The organism is Granulicatella sp. WM01 (assembly GCF_004570605.1).
GTDB lineage: Bacteria > Bacillota > Bacilli > Lactobacillales > Aerococcaceae > WM01.
Map to the genome: position 1 here is coordinate 1 of NZ_SPPB01000037.1, position 20015 is coordinate 20015.

The window sequence follows — 20015 nt, forward strand, 5'->3', positions numbered from 1 at the left end:
TTGTTTTACCTAGTATATACATAATATACCAGAGGACCAAAAAAATCAAGTGCCAAAAAAGAAAAAATTTGATAATTTTGTTCTCTTTTTCTTTTTTTATTCTTCCTCAAAATTTCAGACACATACAATGTGCTATTTTTATTTGACAGAGTACTTTACATTCAGTATACTAGTAGACGTGTAAAATAATGCAGCAAGAATAGAAGAAAGCACGTCAACAGTTTCTCGCAAATGTATTTGTTCGATTGGTAGCCTGCGGCTGCAATGGTGAAAATCGTAAGAGAAAATGAACGTATTCGGTCTATTTACTTATTATTTTACTCCATAAAACTTATTTATTTTGGAGGAATTTATTATGTCACGTTATACAGGTCCATCATGGAAACTATCACGTCGTTTAGGTATTTCTTTAACTGAAACAGGTAAAGAATTAGCACGTCGTCCATACGCACCAGGTCAACACGGTCCAAATAACCGTAAAAAATTATCAGAATATGGTTTGCAATTGCAAGAAAAACAAAAATTGCGCCACATGTATGGTATGAGCGAAAAACAATTCGCAACATTATTCAAAAAAGCTGGTAAAATTAAAGAAGGTAAACATGGTGTTAACTTCATGGTTTTATTAGAACAACGTTTAGACAATGTTGTGTATCGTTTAGGATTAGCGACAACTCGTCGTCAGGCACGTCAATTAGTTAACCATGGTCACATTACAGTTGATGGCAAACGTGTGGATATTCCATCATACAGCGTGTCAGTTGGTCAAGTAATTTCTGTTCGTGAAAAATCAAAAGGCGTTGAAATTATTAAAGCTGCTGCTGAAGGTATTTTTGGACGTCCAGATTATGTTACATTTGATGTTGAAACATTAACTGGTTCTTTAACACGTTTACCACAACGTGAAGAATTATCAGCAGAAATTGATGAAGCCTTAATCGTTGAATACTATAACAAATTAGGTTAATCACTCTAGAAGCAGGAATTTTCCTGCTTTTTTGTTTTGTGTACAATAAAGGGATTTTTAAATAACAAAAACTGTGAAAAATATTTGTTTATAAACGTTGATTTTTCGCAATTTTAAACATATTACTTCAGATAATGTTTAGTTTTTATCAGTATTGAGTAGAATGATTTTTTATTAATAACATGTAATGAAATTAATTAGTAAATAGATTAACTTTTCATGTTAATCACTAAACTATTTGTCTACTAGGCAACTCTATATCATATTATAAAAAAAATGTTGATGTATAGTTTATCCGTGCATTACTATACTTTTTGAGCATGTTAGAGGATAGGAATAATTAAATAGAATAACCATTTATTTAATGATGTATTATGTTTTAGAGGAATGTGGTACGACCAAGGTGCTTTTATAGGGAAATATCATTTATTAATGAGTAGATTAGACTATTCTATAGGAAAATTATTTAATTATATAACTAGTAGTACACTTAGAGAAAGTATATCATTAAAAGATAATAACTAGAAATATTTTATAAAGTAGCCATTTGCCGTATTGTTCTGTAGTATTGTGTATCTTATGTGAGAGTGTAAATTCTTAAAATAATAGAATAGAGTAGGAAAATTAATGTTCATTGAGATAATTTAACAGTTGATTTTATTCTTGTTTTATGGTTTTATACAGATATAATTATTTATTTTAAGATCTTGTTATAAGGATGAGAGAATTTATGAGAAAATTAATTGTTATTCGTGGAAATTCTGCAAGTGGGAAAACGTCTTTAGCAAAGGCTCTACAAGAAAAGTTTGGTGATAATACTATGTTGATTTCTCAAGATATGGTTCGCAGAGAGATATTAATGACTAAGGATGGGAGTGAGACAAAGGCTTTACCACTATTAAAACAAATGTTAATTTATGGATATGAATAGTGTTCAATAGTCATTTTGGAAAGTATCTTGTGTGCTGAATGCTAGTTCCATTATTTGAATTAGCACGTCAATTATACCCACTCTATATTTATGCATATTATTTTGATTTACCGTTCAATGAAACGCTTAAACGGCATGAAACACGAGAAAAAGCAAAAGAATTTGGTGTTGAGGTTTTAAAATGTTGGTGGATTGAAAAAGATTATGCTCAATACTACATGAAAAGCGTTTAACCCAAGAAGATAATTTATTGGACCTAGCCGAATTAATTTATCGAGAAGTTATTGGGGAAGAGTAATTATTTAAATGCTATAGAGTATCTTAAAACAAGTGTCTATTGATAAGAATATTTAAAGATTTATGGAAAGAGTATGGAAAGTTTATAACTTGTTTTGCACAGTAGTTGAGTGACATACTGTACAATGAAACAAGGTAAAATGCAGTAAAACAATTGTCTACTAGTAATGGTGTTAAAAAATTTATGTAAAAAAGATAGACAATTTAATTTTTATAATAATCAAATAAAGTGCTGTTTGATGAACAGAAAGTTTTCTAGGTTAATAATGAGAAACCGGTAATGTTGATTGAATAGGTAATTATTAAGAGCAGATAATAAAGAAAAGAGCTAAAAGGGGATAGTTAATAAGGATGAATAGTTATGATTGAGATTGTACGAGCGAGTTTAGAAAGTGTGTATGAGGTACATGTGAGAATGTCAGAGGCTTTAAGTGTACAAAAGGAGCAAGTTCAGTTAAATGCTTATGAAATTGAAAGTGTTGAGCAAGAAAGTGATACGATGTTGGTTTGTCGAAGCGTTGAACCAATTGATTTAACGGAATGTTTGTTTGTCAAAGTTGCAGGGTGTGTGCCTAAACGTGTGCATTTTGGTCGTGGGATTGTACAAGATAGCATATTTGATGATTATTTTGCTTATGATGGAGAGCTTGGAGCGATTTATACTAAAGAGAAAACCATGTTTAAACTGTGGGCACCTACATCTGATAAAGTAGATTTAAGGCTTAATGATGTTGTGTATAGTATGGAAAAACGAGAAAGAGGGATTTTTGAATACACTTATGACGGTGATTGTTTGGGCATGCATTATATGTTTGATGTGTATCGGGAAGATGATGTGTATTGTGTCGTTGATCCGTATGCTAAGGCAGTAAGTATTAATGGGGAAAAGGGTGTTGTTGTTCAACTGGACTCATGTGAAGATAATTATATTAGTCCTTATGTGCAAACACCAATTATATATGAATTGCACATTAGAGATGCGTCAATACATGTACATAGTGGGATAAAGAATAAAGGAAAATATGTTGGATTAACTGAAAAAGGGACACATCATTCCAAGTTTAGTGAACAAAAAACGGGGCTTGATTATATATCAAGTTTAGGTGTGACACATGTTCAGTTTTTGCCTGTAGCTGATTATAGTTGTCAATCTGTTGATGAGCGTTATCCATTGCGTACTTATAATTGGGGATATGACCCATTACATTTGAATGCACCTGAGGGAAGTTATAGCCTAGAACCGAATATTCCATTGTCTAGGATTGAAGAATTGCAATCGCTAATTAGAGCGTGCCACCAAGAGAATTTATGTGTCATTTTAGATGTTGTGTATAATCATGTGTATCATATTCAAGAGCATAGCTTTGAAAAAATTGTGCCGTTCTATTATTTTCGTCGAGATGAACAAGGGAGATTAACTGATGGAACGGGTGTAGGGAATGATTTTGCCTCTGAACGAGTTATGGCAAGAAAGTACATTGTTGATAGTCTTGTCCATTGGGCAAGTATGTATAGTGTAGATGGATTTCGATTTGATTTAATGGGTATGCTAGACATTCCAACTATGCAGGAAGTGGTAAATGCACTGTCTAAAATTAATCCTAATATATTTTTATTAGGTGAGGGTTGGGATATGGGCACTTTACCTAAAGAGAAGAGACCTGCACAATATCATGCTCATTATATGCCTAGTGTCGCCTTTTTTAATGATGTTTTTAGAGATACTGTAAAAGGTAAGGCTTGGGGAGGTATCAAACGAGGGTTCATCTCTGGAGCTTTATATCAAGAAAAAGCCTTGTTGGACGAAATTTTAGGTGTTTCAAAGATTTATCCGTATACTTCAATAAGGCAAGTTGTACAATATGTTGAAGCACATGATAATTATACGTTGTGGGATTATTTATTGTTGACAAATAACTATGAATCAGATATGGTTCGTGAGAAAATGCACCGTTTAGCCACAAGTATTGTATTGTTATCATTTGGTGTCCCTTTTCTGCATGCTGGACAAGAGTTTTTTAGAACAAAATACGGTATCGAAAACTCTTACTGTGCTTTAGATAATATTAATGCTTTAGACTGGGATAGAGCGTATCATTATCATGATAATGTGAATTACGTACAGCGATTAATTGCACTCCGAAAGCAGTATACTGTTTTTTCAATGATTGATATTGATATGATAAAACAACATGTTGATGTACTAAAGGCAGACTACCAAACAATTGCTTATCGCATTTGTGAAGCACAGGGTGAATTGATTGTTATTCATTGTGCCAATGAGCTTGGACAATGGGTAAGTTTGCCAAATGGAACTTATCATGTGTTACTTAGCAGTGAATCTATTGAAAAAGATGTTTTAATTATTTATCAGCAAGGTATGTTTGTTTCTCCACTATCCACATTAGTTTTGCAAAAAAGAGGGTAAATAAAACATTTACCAATTAAAAAAATATTGATTCCACTGTAGGAATTGTGGAAGTTAACTATGAAAAAGAAACACATGATATTGAGAAAAACTTTATAAGAAGCTATACCATATTATTTTTGTAAAATAGGTTAAATATCACGATACTTTATTGTAAATAGAATTTTACTATGACAACATGGCATAAATGTTAATCGCATTGATGTCATGTTGTTTTTGTTATATATAAAAATTTATAATGTTATCAATAATGATTAGATAGTCTATTAAATATGATGATTAAATAAAGTTTAGAAGTAGGGATATTTAATTAGAGTATATACTGTTTCTAGCTAAAAAATAGAATAAGTACAAGACTTATAATTAAAAAAGATATAATATAGACATTTGTTGGTTATTTATTTTATATGTTTATATTTTTTCTAATTCATATAACAAAAATTTTTACAAAATAGTGTGAAAAAGTGATGAAAAAATTTGAATATGTGGTATAATGTAAGTACTTAGATACGAGTCTTAATATACTGTTAGGGAATGTGTCTATTATACGAAATAAGCGGTTACAAGTATTTTTTTAGTTATCTTTGAAAGCGTTTATTTGAATTTGATATAAAGGAGGGGAAACTATGGATGCACTGCTATATTCAACTATAAAAGATGACATTTATTTGTTTAACATTGGGCAATTGTATGAAAGCGGAAATCTTTTTGGGAATCATTTTGTAGACATTCTTGGAAACGTTTACTGTCGTTTTGTTGTGTGGGCACCAAATGCAAGAGGTGTTAGTGTAATAGGGGATTTTAATCAGTGGCAACCAGACAAATTAGTACAATTTAATCAAACAGGTGTATGGGGAATTTTATTACAACATGTTCATGAGGGAGAGTGTTACAAATATATTATTGAACAAGAGAATGGAGAAGTTGTAGTTAAAATTGATCCGTTCGCACAAAAGTTTGAACAAGCACCTAAAGATGCTTCTATTGTGTATGAAATGCATGCTAGACAGTGGAAAGATGGGTTGTGGCAAGCCTATAAAAAGCGATATTCTGCTTTGGAACGTCCAATTAATATTTATGAGGTACATGCAAGTTCGTGGAAAAAACATCTTGATGGTCGTTTTTACACATTTGATGATTTAATTGAACATTTAATTCCGTATGTTAAAGAGATGAATTATACGCATATAGAGTTTATGCCACTTATGGAGCATCCTCTACAAGAAAGTTGGGGGTATCAAGTAACCGGTTACTATGCTTTATCTAGTGTGTTAGGGGATTTAGATGCATTTTGCCGTTTTGTAGAAGCAGCACACAGACAATTTATTGGGGTTATTATGGATTGGGTACCGGGGCATTTTTGTAGGAATGCAAATGCATTAGCGTATTTTGATGGCACACCAACTTTTGAATATAGTGAACCTCATAGAGCGGATAATAAAGGCTGGGGAACATTAAATTTTGATTTGGGAAAAGCTCAAGTACGTAGTTTTTTGATTTCTAATGCTTTATTTTGGCTAGAGAAATGTCATTTGGACGGATTAAGAGTTGATGCTGTATCTAATATGTTGTATTTAGATTTTGACAATGAACATTGGGTACCTAATCATTATGGAGATAATCGTAATTTAGAGGGAATTACTTTTTTACAACAGTTAAATAGTGTTGTGTATAACAGAAATCCATATACTTTAATGATTGCAGAGGAAAGTACTGCTTGGGATGGGGTCACTAGACCTGTCTACAATAATGGATTAGGATTTTTATTAAAATGGAATATGGGCTGGATGAATGATACGTTAAAATTTATTGCTTTGGAGCCTGAAAAGAGAGCATCAGCCTATCGACTATTAACGTTTTCGTTTATGTATGCATTTAATGAACAGTATATTTTGCCTTTTTCACATGATGAGGTTGTGCATGGAAAAAATTCATTATTGGGAAAAACAAAAGGTGATAGATATAATCAATTTGCAATGTTAAGGGTATTGCAAGCCTATTTAATGGTCCACCCAGGAAAAAAATTGAATTTTATGGGGTATGAAATTGGACAATTTTTAGAGTGGAGATTTTATTCTGAATTAGAATGGTGTGACTTAGAAAGAGAATTTAATCGAGAATATCACTATTTTATACAGACGTTGAACACTTTGTATAAGCGTGAAAAAGCGTTATTTGAACAAGATTCACTTTCTAAAGGATTAATCGTACTAGATGCGGATAATACAGAACAAGCTATCATTAGTTTTATCAGACAAGGTAAGAAAGCAAGAGATTTTATTATTGCTATTGCTAATTTTCTGCCACAAGAGCATGCTTACTATCGTGTGGGGGTGCCGTATGCAGGAGAATATCAAATTATATTAAATACAGAAAAGGATGTATTTGGTGGAACATGGACACAAACAGAGGCGGTATATACAACACAAGATATACCACATCAACATCAACCTTATTCAATAGAGTGTTTAGTTCCAAGTTTAAGTGTATTGTATCTAAAACCAAAACGTATTTATGGTGTACATAAATAAATGATGTATAAAGGAGTTATGGAAAATGAAACAAGAAATGATTGCAATGATATTAGCAGGTGGTCAAGGAACACGTTTAGGAAAACTAACAGCTAATATTGCAAAACCTGCTGTTCCGTTTGGGGGGCGGTATCGCATTATTGACTTTGCCATGAGTAATTGTGCAAATTCTGATATTGATAATGTTGGTGTTATTACACAATATAGACCATTATCTTTAAATGCACACATTGGAAAAGGAAAGGCATGGGGAATGGAAGGTAGAGATAGTGGGGCAACTATTCTACAACCTTATTCTAGTTCGTCTGGAACGCAATTTTTTGCAGGAACAGCACATGCCATTATTCAAAATGTGGATTATATTGAACAGCTTAATCCAGAGTATGTGTTGATTTTATCTGGAGATCACATTTATAAAATGAATTATCAAACTATGCTTGAGTTTCATAAAGGAAAAGGCGCAAGTTTAACGGTAGCGGTCATTCCGGTATCTATGTCAGAGGCTTCACGTTTTGGGATTATGAATACTGATGAAGATGCACGTATTATTGAATTTGAAGAAAAACCAAAAGAACCAAAAAGTAATCTAGCATCTATGGGGATTTATATATTTAATTGGAAAACATTGAAAGATTTGTTAATTAGCGATACAAAAGGCGAAATGGAGGACTTTGGAAAACATGTTATTCCAGCATATTTGGACAAAAATGAACCGGTATTTGCATATCGTTTTAATGGATATTGGAAAGATGTTGGAACAATTGAATCACTATGGGAAGCGAATATGGAGTTTTTAGATGAAAAGCATGAATTGAACATTCGTGATAGAGAATGGCGAATTTTTTCAAATTATTCTCACTCTTTACCACATTTCATTTCAGAGCATGCTCTTGTTAAAGACGCTATGATTTCAGATGGATGTTATGTAGAAGGTAATGTGACACATTCTATTTTATCCAATAATGTTCAAATTGGAGAGTTATCAAGTGTGTCTAATAGTTTAATTATGGGAAATGTCAATATTGGAAAACACGTGACAATAGATTATGCTATTATTGGAGAAAATGCTATTATTGAAGATGGTGCTAAGATTATTGGAACTAAAGACAATATAGCAGTTGTTGGTTATGATGAAAGAGTTGGAGGAGAAAACTAATGAAAAAGAATGACATTTGTGCGGTAATTACATTAACAGAAATATCAGCGTCTTTGGAGCCTTTAACAATGAAGCGTCCTATTGGTGCTCTTCCATTTGCTAGCCGTTTTCGTATTATTGATTTCAATTTATCTTCTTTAGGTGCTGCGGGGGTTAAATCAGTTGGTTTATTTATTGGAAAATCTGGACGCTCCATATATGATCATGTAAGAAGTGGAAATCCGTGGGGATTTGAATCCCATATTAATGGTGGAATCTTCACGTTTTCTCAACAATTTTATAAATATTCATTAGGTGAAGCACGCGGATATGATGATTTTTATGAGGATCTTATTGAGTTAGTGAAACGTTCACACGTTGGATATGTTTTCATTTCTGGAAGCAAAACAATTGCCAATATTGATTTGAATGACGTTAAGGCATTTCATATTCGAGAAAAGTGTGATATTACAGAAATGATTGATGAAAATGGACGGAAATTAAATAAATATCTTTTACCAACTTCAAAATTATATGAATTAATTTATCGTGCAGTTGATGAGAAAGTTTATGTAGAAGTTGCTGATTTAGTACGTTATTACTTAAATCAAGAACAAGTATCTCAATATGTTCATCATGGATATACTGCAATTATTAGCCATGTGAATGACTATTTTCAAGCGAATATGGATATGTTAGATCCTGTTAAATTTAAGTCATTGTTTTATGATACAAATCCTGTTGTGACGAAAGGGAGAAACGGTGCACCAACTTTCTTTACTCAAGATTCAAAAGTTGTAAATAGCTTAATTGCAACAGACTGTGTGATTAGAGGACACGTGAATAAAGGTGTTATTTCAAGACGTGTGCATATTGATGAAGATGCTCAAGTTAATCATGCTGTGGTATTACAAGGTTGTCACATTGCAAAAGGGGCTATTGTTGAGTACGCTATTCTTGATAAAGGGGTTCAAGTTGGAGAGCATGCTATTATTAGAGGGACACAAGATAATATTAAAATTGTAACAAAAAATGAAATTGTTTCAGCTCATGAACAGCGTTAAATAGAAGAGGTGGACTATGAGAGTGTTATTTGTGACAGGAGAAGTGGCACCATTTTCAAAATCGGGTGGATTAGGAGATGTCGCCTACGCTTTGCCTAAAGAATTGGCTAAACAAGGCATTGATGTTCGTGTTGTTTCACCGTTTTATACACATATAAATGAGCAGTATAAAGAACAAATGACGGATATTGTGTCTTTTACAGTCAAAGTTTGTGGAAAAGACCGTTATGTTGGTGTGAAAACATTGACGTTAAATCATGTTGTGTATTATTTTATTGATAATTTAGATTATTTTAATCGTGGTCATTTGTATGGTGATTGGGATGATGGCGAACGCTTTGGCTATTTTTGTCTAGCCGTCATTGAAATGTTAGAGAAAATCCCATTTATTCCAGATGTCCTTCATGTTAATGATTGGCATACGGCTATGATTCCAGCACTTTTAATTGATAAATATCACTGGGTAGAGTCATTTAAAGCCATAAAAAAAGTATTGACTATTCATAATTTGAAATTTCAAGGGGTATATGATCCTATTATTTTAGACAGCGTATTTCATACAAGCCATGCCATTTTAACTGAAGATGGTGGGAAATATTTTGATTGTGTGAACTTTTTAAAAGCAGGAATTAATTTTTCTGATTGTGTAACAACGGTTAGTCCAACGTATGCCAATGAAATTATGACTAGTGCATTTGGTGAAGGGTTGAATCATGTGTTGCAGTACAATGCTTGGAAAGTAAAAGGTATTTTAAATGGGATTGATTATGATTTAAACAATCCAGAAAGTGATCAATATATTCCATATCACTTTACAATAGATAATCTCGATAATAAGGCAAAAAATAAAGCAGCATTACAAGAAAATTTAGGCTTGCCAATCAGGGCAGATGTGCCGATAATAAGCTGTGTATCGAGATTAACCGACCAAAAAGGATTTCAACTTATTGCTGAAAAAATAGAAGAATTATTAGCTCAAGACGTACAAGTTGTTATTTTAGGAACAGGAGATGCCATTTTTGAGGAGTATTTTACAACATTGGCAAAAGCCTATCCAAATAAATTAAAAGCCTGTATCACATTTGATATTGCTTTAGCGCAATTGATTTATGCAGGAAGTGATTTATTTTTGATGCCATCAGCTTTTGAACCTTGCGGATTATCACAATTAATGGCACTTAGATATGGTACATTGCCTATAGTGCATGAAACAGGTGGATTAAAGGATACTGTTATTCCATATAATCAGTTTACAGGAGAAGGAACAGGATTTAGTTTTCAAACGTTTGATTCGGATATAATGATGCATGTCATTTATCAAGCCTTAGATGTGTATTATAATGCTCCGAAACAGTGGATACAGCTTGTTAAGCAAGCTATGAACGCTAAATTTGATTGGGAAAAACCTGCGTTAGATTATATGAATACTTATAAAGAAATTACGGAAAGGAAGTAATTCATGACGATAGAAAAGTTTATTAATTTATACAAAAAGAGATTTATTGATGTATATGCTTATGATTATCAAAAAGGCTCATCTGTTGAGCAATTGTACATTTTATCTGATATTGTTAAATCACTGATTAATGAAAAATGGGTTAGAACCAATCAGAGATATGAACAAAATAAAGAAAAACAAGTTTATTATTTTTCAATGGAATTTTTACCAGGACGAATGCTCAAAAATAATTTATTGAATTTAGGCATGCTAAATACTGTTGAAAAAGGATTAAAGCAACTTAATTTAGATTTGGATACATTGGCTAAGGCTGAAGTTGATCCAGCTTTAGGAAATGGTGGTTTAGGTCGACTAGCGTCTTGTTTTATGGATTCGATTGCTTCTACGGGAATACCTGGACATGGGTGTGGAATTCGTTATAGATACGGTTTATTTAAACAAAAATTTGTTGATGGATATCAAGTTGAGCTACCAGAGAATTGGTTAAGAAATGGAAATTTATGGGAAGTTCGCAAAGAGAACAAATCAGTTATTGTACGTTTTGGTGGAAGTGTATCTTTAGTTCCAAATCAAACAGGTCAATTGGAAGCACATTATCATGATACATTGAATATATTAGCTGTGCCTTATGACGTTGCACAAGTTGGGTATCAAAATGGCGTTGTAAATAATTTGAGATTATGGTCTGCTGAAATACCTTATGGAGAAGAGGAACATTTTAATTTAGAAAAAGAACGTGAGGAAATCAAAAAGATTACAGAAGTATTGTATCCAGATGATTCTAATTATGATGGACAATTGCTACGTTTAAAACAAGAATATTTCTTTTCAAGTGCAGGGGTACAAAGTATTGTTCGTTATTTTAAACGTCTTAATTTGCCATGGTTAGCTTTTTCAGATAAAATTGCTATTCATATTAATGACACTCACCCAACATTATGTATTCCAGAACTAATGCGTATTTTATTAGATGAAGAGCATTTATCTTGGGAACAAGCCTGGGAAATTACAAAAAATACAGTGAGTTACACAAATCACACTATTTTACAGGAAGCTATGGAACGTTGGTCATGTGAAATGGTTGAAACATTGTTACCTCGTATTTATCAAATTATTGTAGAAATTAATCGTCGTCATATTGAGAAAAAAGAGCTAATATATGGAACACATTTAACATACCAAACAGCTATTATTAGTGATGGACAAATTAAAATGGCGAATTTAGCGATTATTGGTAGTCACAGTATTAATGGAGTGGCAAAATTACATACCGATATTTTAAAAAATTCGACCTTACGTGATTTCTATGATATGTATCCTTGGAAATTTAACAATAAAACAAATGGTATTACGCAAAGACGTTGGTTGCAATTAGCCAATCCAGCATTAACAGAATTATTGGACAAAACAATTGGTACGCAATGGCATTTTAATCATACAGAATTAAAATTATTTAAAGCCTATGAACAGAATGCAGACGTTCTAAACCAACTTGCAGAAGTGAAAAAAGCAAATAAAGAAAGGTTTGCACGTTATGTTTTGGCGGAAAAAGGCATAGAACTTTCTACAGAAGCTATTTTTGATGTGCAAATTAAACGACTTCACGCTTATAAACGTCAACTTTTAAATGCTTTGCACATTTTATTACGTTATTTAGATATTAAGCAAGGAACAAATGCAGAGTATTATCCACGTGTGTTTATTTTTGGAGCAAAAGCTGCACCAAGTTATACATACGCAAAATCAATCATTAAATTTATTAATGCACTTGCTGATTTAATTAATCATGATCCAGATGTTAATCATTTGTTGAAAATAGTATTTGTTGAAAATTATGGTGTATCTTTAGCAGAACTAATTATTCCAGCTGCTGATATTTCTGAACAAATTTCTCTAGCAGGAAAAGAAGCCTCAGGAACAAGTAATATGAAATTAATGCTAAATGGTGCAATAACAGTAGGGACATTGGACGGTGCTAATGTAGAAATTCGTGATTATGTTGGAGAAGATAATTTCTTTACATTTGGAATGAGTAACCATGATGTTGAGCAGTTTTATCGTAGTGGTTCATATAATGCAAGACATATTTATGAAACAAACCCAAAAGTACATCGTGTGTTAAATGCTTTATTAGATAATACAATACCTAATATTATGCATGAAGGACAAGAAATTTTTGATTCTTTAGTGACATATAATGATGAATATTTTGTTTTACAAGATTTTGAAAGTTATGTGATGACACAATTAGAAGTTGATCGCTTGTATCAACAAAAAGAATTGTGGAATCGTATGTCTTTACATAATATTGCTCAAGCAGGTCCGTTTTCATCAGATTATACGATTTTACGTTATGCTGATGAAATTTGGAATTTATCACCATATAAAAAATAAGATGAGTATGAAAAATAATCGTGTTGGTACAAAACTACCAACACGATTATTTTGTGAGTAAGTATAAAAAACCACCAGTTGTTACTGGTGGAAAATTGATAAATATAGGTTATTTTAAAACTTTATTTAAAAATTCTTTTGTTCGTTCATGTTTTGGGGCATTAAAAATTTCTTCTGGTGTCCCCTCTTCTATAATATTGCCACCGTCCATAAAAATAACACGATCAGCCACTTCACGAGCAAATCCCATTTCATGTGTGACAACGACCATTGTCATACCGTCTTGCGCTAATTTTTTCATAACTTCTAACACATCGCCAACCATTTCTGGATCGAGTGCAGATGTTGGTTCGTCAAAAAGCATGATAGCAGGTTGCATGGCTAAAGCGCGAGCAATAGCTACACGTTGCTTTTGTCCACCAGATAGTGAGTTTGGCATAACATGGGCTTTATCTTCTAGGCCGACTGTTGCAAGCAATTCTAGTGCTAATTTTTCGGCTTGTTCAAGGGTTTGTTTTTTTAGTTCTACTGGAGCTAAAGTAATATTTTTTAAGACACTAAGATGTGGAAACAAATTAAAATGTTGGAAAACCATTCCAATGTCTTCACGTATTTTATTTAATGGAACGCTTTTATCTGTTAAATCAATGTTATTAATTAAAATTTTTCCATTTTGAAAGGTTTCTAGTCGATTTAAACAGCGTAAAAAAGTTGATTTTCCTGAACCTGATGGTCCAATGATACAAACGACTTCACCCTCTGAAATGTGTAAGTCAACACCTTTAATAACTTCTAAATGTCCGTAACTTTTGTGCAAATCTATAACATCAATAGTAGACATATTGTTCCTCCTTATTGTTTAATTTGTTTTTCTAAATGTGCGGATAGTTTTGTTAGAATTGTGATCACAATTAAGTATAGTATCCCAATAATAAGCCACATTTGACTTGATTGCAAGTTTCTAGCAATAATGAGTTTACCTGTTTGGGTTAATTCAACTAATCCTATAACGGATAATATAGATGTGTCTTTTAATGTAATGACAAATTGATTGATGAAAGAGGGGACCATAATTCGAATAGCTTGAGGCAAAATAACTGTTCTCATAGTTGTAGCATAAGTTAATCCTAAACTAACAGATGCTTCAGTTTGACCTTTGTCTACTGCTGCAATTCCACCACGGACAATTTCAGCGATATAGGCAGCTGCATTTAAACTTAATGTCATTATACCAGCAAGAGCAGCTTCCATGCGAAATCCTGTAGCTTGTGGAATACCAAAGTAGATAAAGAACGCTAGAACAATTAAAGGAACACCTCTCATTAAGTCAATGTAAAATGTTGCGATTAAGCGAGGAATAGCATGATGACTTGTCTTCATTAGTCCAAATAGAATACCAATGATTAATGCCAATACAATGGCAATAAATGTTATCCATAATGTATTCCATAATCCCCCCATTAATGTGCCAAAGTTTGTTTGGATTAATCCTATAAAATCAGTACGTTCTTGATTTTGTTGAGATGCTTCTCCTAAATAAGTATTTAATATGTTTTGATAAGTGCCGTCTGATCTGAATGCTTGTAAACTGCTATTAAACATATTGATTAACTCAGGATTTTTTCCTTTTAGTACTGCAAAACCTATTGGTGCACTATTAGCATTAATATTGAGTAATGTTAAAGGTAGATTTTGGTTAGAAATACTATATGCCATAACAGCGTAGTCTTCAAAAGCTGCAGCACTATTTTGACTAACTACTGCTTGATACATATTAGCTGAATCTTCGTATGTTGTAATGGTAAAGTGATATTTGTCTTTAACACTTTCTGCATAATCAGCACTTTGTGTACCGATTTTTACGGCAACATTTTTTCCAGATAAATCTTCTAGTGATTGAATAGAACTGTTAGAAGACACCGCAACACCAATACCAGACTCATAATACGAATCAGAAAAGTCAAATGTTTGTTGTCTTTGGCTAGTAATTGTCATGCTGGCGATTACGCCATCAATTTGGCCAGCTTCTAATGCTTGTACAGCAGCACTAAATCCCATAGGACGAAGTTCAATAGAAAATCCAGAGTGTTTAGCAACAGCTTTTATCAAATCAATATCAATACCTACGTAATTTCCATTTACATCTTGGTATTCAAATGGTGCAAATGTTGTATCTGTTCCTATAATGTATGTTTTTTCTTCTGCAAAACTTGTGATAGATGCATGTGCTAAAATAAAGCACGCACATAATAGCATCATGATGATTTTTTTGAAAAATGGTTGATTTTTTTTCATAAAAACTCCTTTCATAGTGTCACTCATCGTCTTATTGTCATTTTTTGATAGGACACTCATTCCATTTTACCCATAAATGCGAAAAAAATGCAACTATTTGCAAACATTACATGTTATAAAATGTAACATAAAGTTACTTAATCTATTTTATATCTCATTTTTATTAGTATGAGAGATATATGAGAAAAAGTAGAGTTAAACTATAAATATACCAAAAATATAGGATTTACGTCATTAATGAGAAAAATATACACAAATTTTCATATTACAGCTACATTACATTTTTTAAAATAAAAAAACATCTTTCAAATTCTATTTAAAAAAAGCGAATAGTCATTTATAATTTAGTAAAGTGTTTAGATTATAGTAGAGAAGAGAGACGAGTGAGAGATGAAATTAGTAAGACGACAAGCAAGACGATATAAAACATTACAAGATAAAAAAATGAAAAAAAGTGCTGCTATTGGAGCGACTGTAGCACTTAGCCAAATGGCTATGATGAGTACGGAATTTGGAGCACATAAAACAGCATACGCTGCATCAGCTCAACAAGCATTCATTAATGATATTGCGCCTCTTGCACAAGAGTTAGCAGGAAATAATGATTTATATGCTTCGGTTATGATTGCCCAAGCTATTTTGGAGAGTTCTTGGGGAACAAGTACCTTAGCAACGGTACCAAATTACAATTTATTTGGTATTAAAGGTTCATATAACGGAGAATCTGCAACAATGTTAACTTTAGAAGATAATGGAAGTGGGCAGTATTATAGTATTCATGCTGCTTTTAGAAAATATCCGTCTTATTATGAATCTTTACAAGATTATGTTAATTTATTAAAATCAAGAAATATTGGTGGAACAACATTTTATCGTGGAGCATGGAAAAGTCAAACAAGTTCCTATCGTGATGCTACACAATGGTTGACAGGACGTTATGCTACTGATACAGCCTATGCAACTAAGTTGAATAATATTATTGAACGTTATCAATTAGAACAATATGATACAAAAGTGAGTGGAACATACTCTGAAAACACATCTTCAGTATTAAATGATTTATCGGTTAATGGACAATATATTGTTAAAGCAGGAGATACGTTATGGAGTATTGCTAATAAGGCAAATATGACAGTTAATGATTTGAAAACATTGAACGCTTTATCAAGTGATGCAATATCTGTCGGACAAGTATTGAAATTAAGTACATCAATACAAGGATTAGCATCAGTTACATCAGTAAATGAAGTATCAAGTGAACCAACAGTTACACCAATAGTGACAACAGAAAGTAAACCAGTAGTCACACCAACTGTACAAATAAGTACAAGTGTAACACATTATACTGTTAAAGCAGGCGATACATTATGGAGAATATCAAACCGTTATGGGTTAACTGTTAGTGAGTTGAAACAATTGAATGGTTTAACAAGTGATTTAATTTTAGTTGGGCAAGTTTTACGTGTTAACGAAGTAAAAGAAACAACACCAGTTGTATCAGTTACGAGTGAGCAAACCGTTAAACCAGTAAGTGAAGCCACAAGTAAACCAACAGTTACACCAGTAGTGACAACAGAAAGTAAACCAGTAGTCACACCAACTGTACAAACAAGTACAAGTGTAACACATTATACTGTTAAAGCAGGCGATACATTATGGAGAATATCAAACCGCTATGGTTTATCTGTTAGTGAGTTGAAACAATTAAATGGATTGACAAGTGACTTAATTTTAGTTGGGCAAGTTTTACGTGTTAATGAAGTAAAAGAAACGACACCAGTTGTATCAGTTACAAGTGAGCAAACAGTTAAACCAGTAAGTGAAGCCACAAGTAAACCAACAATTACACCAGTAGTGACAACAGAAAGTAAACCAGTGGTTACACCAACTGTACAAACAAGTACAAGTGTAACACATTATACTGTTAAAGCAGGCGATACATTATGGAGAATATCAAATCGTCATGGATTATCTGTTAGTGAGTTGAAACAATTAAATGGATTAACAAGTGATATGATTTATGTTGGTCAAACGTTACGAATTAATGCCTCAACTCAAGAGATGTCTACAAACGTATCTTCATCATCTTCACATAATGTTCATATTGTAAAGTCAGGAGAAACATTGTGGAGAATATCAAACCGTTATGGGTTATCTGTTAGTGAATTGAAACAATTGAATGGCTTAACTAGCGATTTAATTTTAGTCGGACAAACGTTAACATTGAACTAATTATATATTTATATTGCATAAATGAAATAAGACTGTATAACATCGTGTAAGGTTGTTATGCAGTTTTTATTGTGAGAAAAATAAGAAAGGTAGATTTTATTAGGGGGGATTAGCACGTTGTGCTAGTGATAAACACAATCGCGTTGATGAAGGGTATAACACGATTTATTGTACACCTAAAAACTATTGAATAGTTTAGAGTAAAAAGATGATATGACTAAACTTTATGCATACAGTAAATAGTGTCAACTTTTAGTAAAAGAAAGTGAGAAAATATTGACAAAAATGAAATAATGTTTTAAAACAGTATCTGTATTTGATACAATTACAAAAAGGGAAGAAGATTATGGATACAAAATTTTCAGTTGCTATACATATTTTAATTATGATTTCGGAATCGACACATCAGTTAACATCACAAGATATTGCAAGCAGTGTGCAAACTAACGCAAGCTATATTAGGAAAATTATTTCTTTATTAAAAAAAGCAAATTTATTAGTACGTTATACAGGGAGTTTTGAGTATGCTTTAGGAAAAAGTAAAAAAGAAATGACACTTTTTGATATTTATAAAGCAGTACACACGGATACACTTTTATATACACATCAACATGCAAATAAGCAGTGTCCAGTAGGGAATTGCATTTATGATGTGTTACATCCTATCATGTTTAATGCTGAAAAAGCATTAGAACAATATTTGTCCAGTAAAACATTACATGATGTCATTGAAGATATTATGAATATGTCAAATACATAAAAAATATTTAGAGGTTAACTAAATGAAAGCAGCCATACTAAGAAAATATGCAAAAAATAATTTAGCATTACATATAGAAGAAGTTGATATGTCTAAAATCAACGCTAATCAGGTGTTAATTAGAGTTAGTGCATCTGGAGTAAATCCTTTGGATAATATGATTACTAGAGGAGAAGTAAAACTGATTGCACCTTATAAATTGCCACTGATTACAGGCAATGAATTGGTAGGATACATAGAAGAAATTGGAAAAGAGGTCAAAACATTAAAAAAAGGAGATAGGGTATTTTCACGTTTGCCTCTGTCAAATATAGGAGCATTTGCAGAATATGTTGCTGTAGATGAAAGTGCAGTAGCTTTAGTTCCTGATTATTTAACTGATGAGCAAGCTGCAAGTATTCCTTTAGCGGCTTTAACGGTTATGCAAGCCTTTGATGTTATGCGTGTTGAACAAGGGAAAACTTTATTTATATCAGGTGGAACTGGTAGTCTAGGAGCAATAGCTATTCCTATTGCAAAAGCTAAGGGGCTTAAAGTGATTACAAACGGAAATGCTGCAAATCAATCCCGTGTTATACAATTAGGTGTTGATCAATTTATTGATTATAAAACAGAAGATTATGTGTCCTGTTTGTCTAATATTGACTATGTACTAGATACATTAGGTGGGAAAGAAACAGAAAAACAGTTTAGCATTTTGAAAAAAGGTGGAAAATTGGTATCCTTAAAAGGTATGCCTAATGCTGCGTTTGCTAAAAGAATGCATTTGCCACTATGGAAACAAGGGCTATTTTATTTTGCTGGGCGAAAATTAGATAAACTCGCAATGAAACATCAAAGTGAGTATCATTTTGTTTTTGTGGAATCTAATGGAAAGCAGCTTCAAGAAGTGGCAAAAATATGTGAACGTCATAAAATTATTCCTTCAGTAGATACTATTTTTCCTTTTGATGAATTAAATTACGCATTAGATAAGGTGGAAAATGGACAATCAACAGGAAAAACGATTATTACATTTTAATATCATGTTATTAGATGTAGCAAAGTTTAGGATATAAATCGTAAAAAATAGTGTTAAATTATATTTTTCTACTGTGTAGTTTATTAGGATTTATTGACTGAAACGGAGAAAAACAGGAATAGAGTGAAAATTAAAATAATGTCAATCGAAAATGAAAATGTCCCAAAATGTGGGCCACTATAAGTGCAATGATTTTAAAAAAAATCATTGCACTTATAGGGCAAAATAATGTATGCTATTAAAGTATCAAGCAAGCTTGTTGTCTTGATACTCTTCAAGAGTTTTTCCAATACTCTTGAGATAGCGTTTGAAAGATGCCAGTTTCCACGGGTGTGATTGTGGTGGAACGTATTGGCGTCTTTCTTTTTTTATATTCTCACCCAAATCAAACACCGCTGAATGCTCTTCATGTGTTAACAAACAACGTGTGGCATAAATGTTGTCAGCGATATTCAAGAAAATATCCCCATTAAATGCTTCAATAACCAACGCTTTTGTGTG

Annotated in this window: 14 protein-coding genes and 1 pseudogene; 12 read left to right on the forward strand and 3 right to left on the reverse strand. The window is 32.4% G+C overall.

What is annotated here, in order from left to right:
* Positions 1-355: 355 nt before the first annotated feature.
* From rpsD to E4T68_RS05920, 9 genes are all read left to right on the forward strand, one after another.
* Positions 356-967 (forward strand): 30S ribosomal protein S4, encoded by a 612-nt coding sequence (rpsD, locus tag E4T68_RS05885; protein WP_135125035.1) that lies wholly within the window; start codon positions 356-358, stop codon positions 965-967.
* Positions 968-1697: 730 nt separating this feature from the next.
* Positions 1698-1898 carry an AAA family ATPase gene (locus tag E4T68_RS09560; RefSeq protein WP_209305058.1) on the forward strand — a complete coding sequence of 67 codons (201 nt, stop codon included), beginning with the start codon at positions 1698-1700 and terminating at the stop codon, positions 1896-1898.
* Between the two features lie 38 nt (positions 1899-1936).
* Complete coding sequence (locus E4T68_RS09565) at positions 1937-2131, forward strand: hypothetical protein (RefSeq protein ID WP_209305059.1); 195 nt, start codon at positions 1937-1939, stop codon at positions 2129-2131.
* 425 nt (positions 2132-2556) lie between these two features.
* Positions 2557-4623 (forward strand): type I pullulanase, encoded by a 2067-nt coding sequence (gene pulA / locus E4T68_RS05895; RefSeq protein ID WP_135125038.1) that lies wholly within the window; start codon positions 2557-2559, stop codon positions 4621-4623.
* A gap of 626 nt (positions 4624-5249) precedes the next feature.
* Positions 5250-7154: a 1,4-alpha-glucan branching protein GlgB gene (gene glgB / locus E4T68_RS05900; RefSeq protein ID WP_135125040.1), complete on the forward strand. Its 1905-nt coding sequence runs from the start codon at positions 5250-5252 to the stop codon at positions 7152-7154.
* Between the two features lie 25 nt (positions 7155-7179).
* The gene (locus E4T68_RS05905) at positions 7180-8310 is read left to right on the forward strand and encodes a glucose-1-phosphate adenylyltransferase (protein ID WP_135125043.1); all 1131 of its coding nucleotides are present in this window, start codon (positions 7180-7182) and stop codon (positions 8308-8310) included.
* A complete protein-coding gene (locus tag E4T68_RS05910) occupies positions 8310-9353 on the forward strand; it encodes a glucose-1-phosphate adenylyltransferase subunit GlgD (RefSeq protein ID WP_135125046.1) in 1044 nt (347 codons plus the stop codon). The genes E4T68_RS05905 and E4T68_RS05910 overlap by 1 nt, the downstream gene beginning before the upstream one ends.
* 16 nt (positions 9354-9369) lie before the next feature.
* Positions 9370-10809: a glycogen synthase GlgA gene (gene glgA, locus E4T68_RS05915; RefSeq protein ID WP_135125048.1), complete on the forward strand. Its 1440-nt coding sequence runs from the start codon at positions 9370-9372 to the stop codon at positions 10807-10809.
* Positions 10810-10812: 3 nt separating this feature from the next.
* A complete protein-coding gene (locus tag E4T68_RS05920) occupies positions 10813-13206 on the forward strand; it encodes a glycogen/starch/alpha-glucan phosphorylase (protein ID WP_135125051.1) in 2394 nt (797 codons plus the stop codon).
* A 109-nt stretch (positions 13207-13315) separates the two neighbouring features.
* On the opposite strand, the gene E4T68_RS05925 is transcribed toward E4T68_RS05920, so the two are convergent.
* Together E4T68_RS05925 and E4T68_RS05930 are read right to left on the reverse strand one after the other, a co-directional pair.
* Complete coding sequence (locus tag E4T68_RS05925; RefSeq protein WP_135125054.1) at positions 13316-14047, reverse strand: amino acid ABC transporter ATP-binding protein; 732 nt, start codon at positions 14045-14047, stop codon at positions 13316-13318.
* Between the two features lie 11 nt (positions 14048-14058).
* On the reverse strand, positions 14059-15501 hold the full coding sequence (locus tag E4T68_RS05930) for an ABC transporter substrate-binding protein/permease (RefSeq protein WP_135125056.1): 1443 nt from the start codon (positions 15499-15501) through the stop codon (positions 14059-14061).
* A gap of 390 nt (positions 15502-15891) precedes the next feature.
* Here E4T68_RS05930 and E4T68_RS05935 point away from each other — a divergent pair, with 390 nt between their 5' ends.
* The 3 genes from E4T68_RS05935 (at position 15892) to E4T68_RS05945 (ending at position 19514) form a co-directional block, all read left to right on the forward strand.
* A complete protein-coding gene (locus tag E4T68_RS05935) occupies positions 15892-17733 on the forward strand; it encodes a LysM peptidoglycan-binding domain-containing protein (protein WP_135125058.1) in 1842 nt (613 codons plus the stop codon).
* Between the two features lie 346 nt (positions 17734-18079).
* Positions 18080-18493 carry an Rrf2 family transcriptional regulator gene (locus E4T68_RS05940; protein ID WP_135125060.1) on the forward strand — a complete coding sequence of 138 codons (414 nt, stop codon included), beginning with the start codon at positions 18080-18082 and terminating at the stop codon, positions 18491-18493.
* A gap of 22 nt (positions 18494-18515) precedes the next feature.
* On the forward strand, positions 18516-19514 hold the full coding sequence (locus E4T68_RS05945; RefSeq protein ID WP_135125063.1) for an NADP-dependent oxidoreductase: 999 nt from the start codon (positions 18516-18518) through the stop codon (positions 19512-19514).
* 246 nt (positions 19515-19760) lie between these two features.
* Here E4T68_RS05945 and E4T68_RS05950 read toward each other — a convergent pair.
* Positions 19761-20015 (reverse strand): annotated as a pseudogene (locus E4T68_RS05950) (ISNCY family transposase); the annotation flags it as partial.

Coding starts and splice junctions, on each gene's coding strand:
- E4T68_RS09560 (WP_209305058.1), top strand. CDS start 1,698: ATGAGAAAATTAATTGTTATTCGTGGAAATTCTGCAAGTGGGAAAACG.
- E4T68_RS09565 (WP_209305059.1), top strand. CDS start 1,937: ATGCTAGTTCCATTATTTGAATTAGCACGTCAATTATACCCACTCTAT.
- rpsD (WP_135125035.1), top strand. CDS start 356: ATGTCACGTTATACAGGTCCATCATGGAAACTATCACGTCGTTTAGGT.
- glgA (WP_135125048.1), top strand. CDS start 9,370: ATGAGAGTGTTATTTGTGACAGGAGAAGTGGCACCATTTTCAAAATCG.
- pulA (WP_135125038.1), top strand. CDS start 2,557: ATGATTGAGATTGTACGAGCGAGTTTAGAAAGTGTGTATGAGGTACAT.
- glgB (WP_135125040.1), top strand. CDS start 5,250: ATGGATGCACTGCTATATTCAACTATAAAAGATGACATTTATTTGTTT.
- E4T68_RS05945 (WP_135125063.1), top strand. CDS start 18,516: ATGAAAGCAGCCATACTAAGAAAATATGCAAAAAATAATTTAGCATTA.
- E4T68_RS05935 (WP_135125058.1), top strand. CDS start 15,892: ATGAAATTAGTAAGACGACAAGCAAGACGATATAAAACATTACAAGAT.
- E4T68_RS05940 (WP_135125060.1), top strand. CDS start 18,080: ATGGATACAAAATTTTCAGTTGCTATACATATTTTAATTATGATTTCG.
- E4T68_RS05920 (WP_135125051.1), top strand. CDS start 10,813: ATGACGATAGAAAAGTTTATTAATTTATACAAAAAGAGATTTATTGAT.
- E4T68_RS05925 (WP_135125054.1), bottom strand. CDS start 14,047: ATGTCTACTATTGATGTTATAGATTTGCACAAAAGTTACGGACATTTA.
- E4T68_RS05910 (WP_135125046.1), top strand. CDS start 8,310: ATGAAAAAGAATGACATTTGTGCGGTAATTACATTAACAGAAATATCA.
- E4T68_RS05905 (WP_135125043.1), top strand. CDS start 7,180: ATGAAACAAGAAATGATTGCAATGATATTAGCAGGTGGTCAAGGAACA.
- E4T68_RS05930 (WP_135125056.1), bottom strand. CDS start 15,501: ATGAAAAAAAATCAACCATTTTTCAAAAAAATCATCATGATGCTATTA.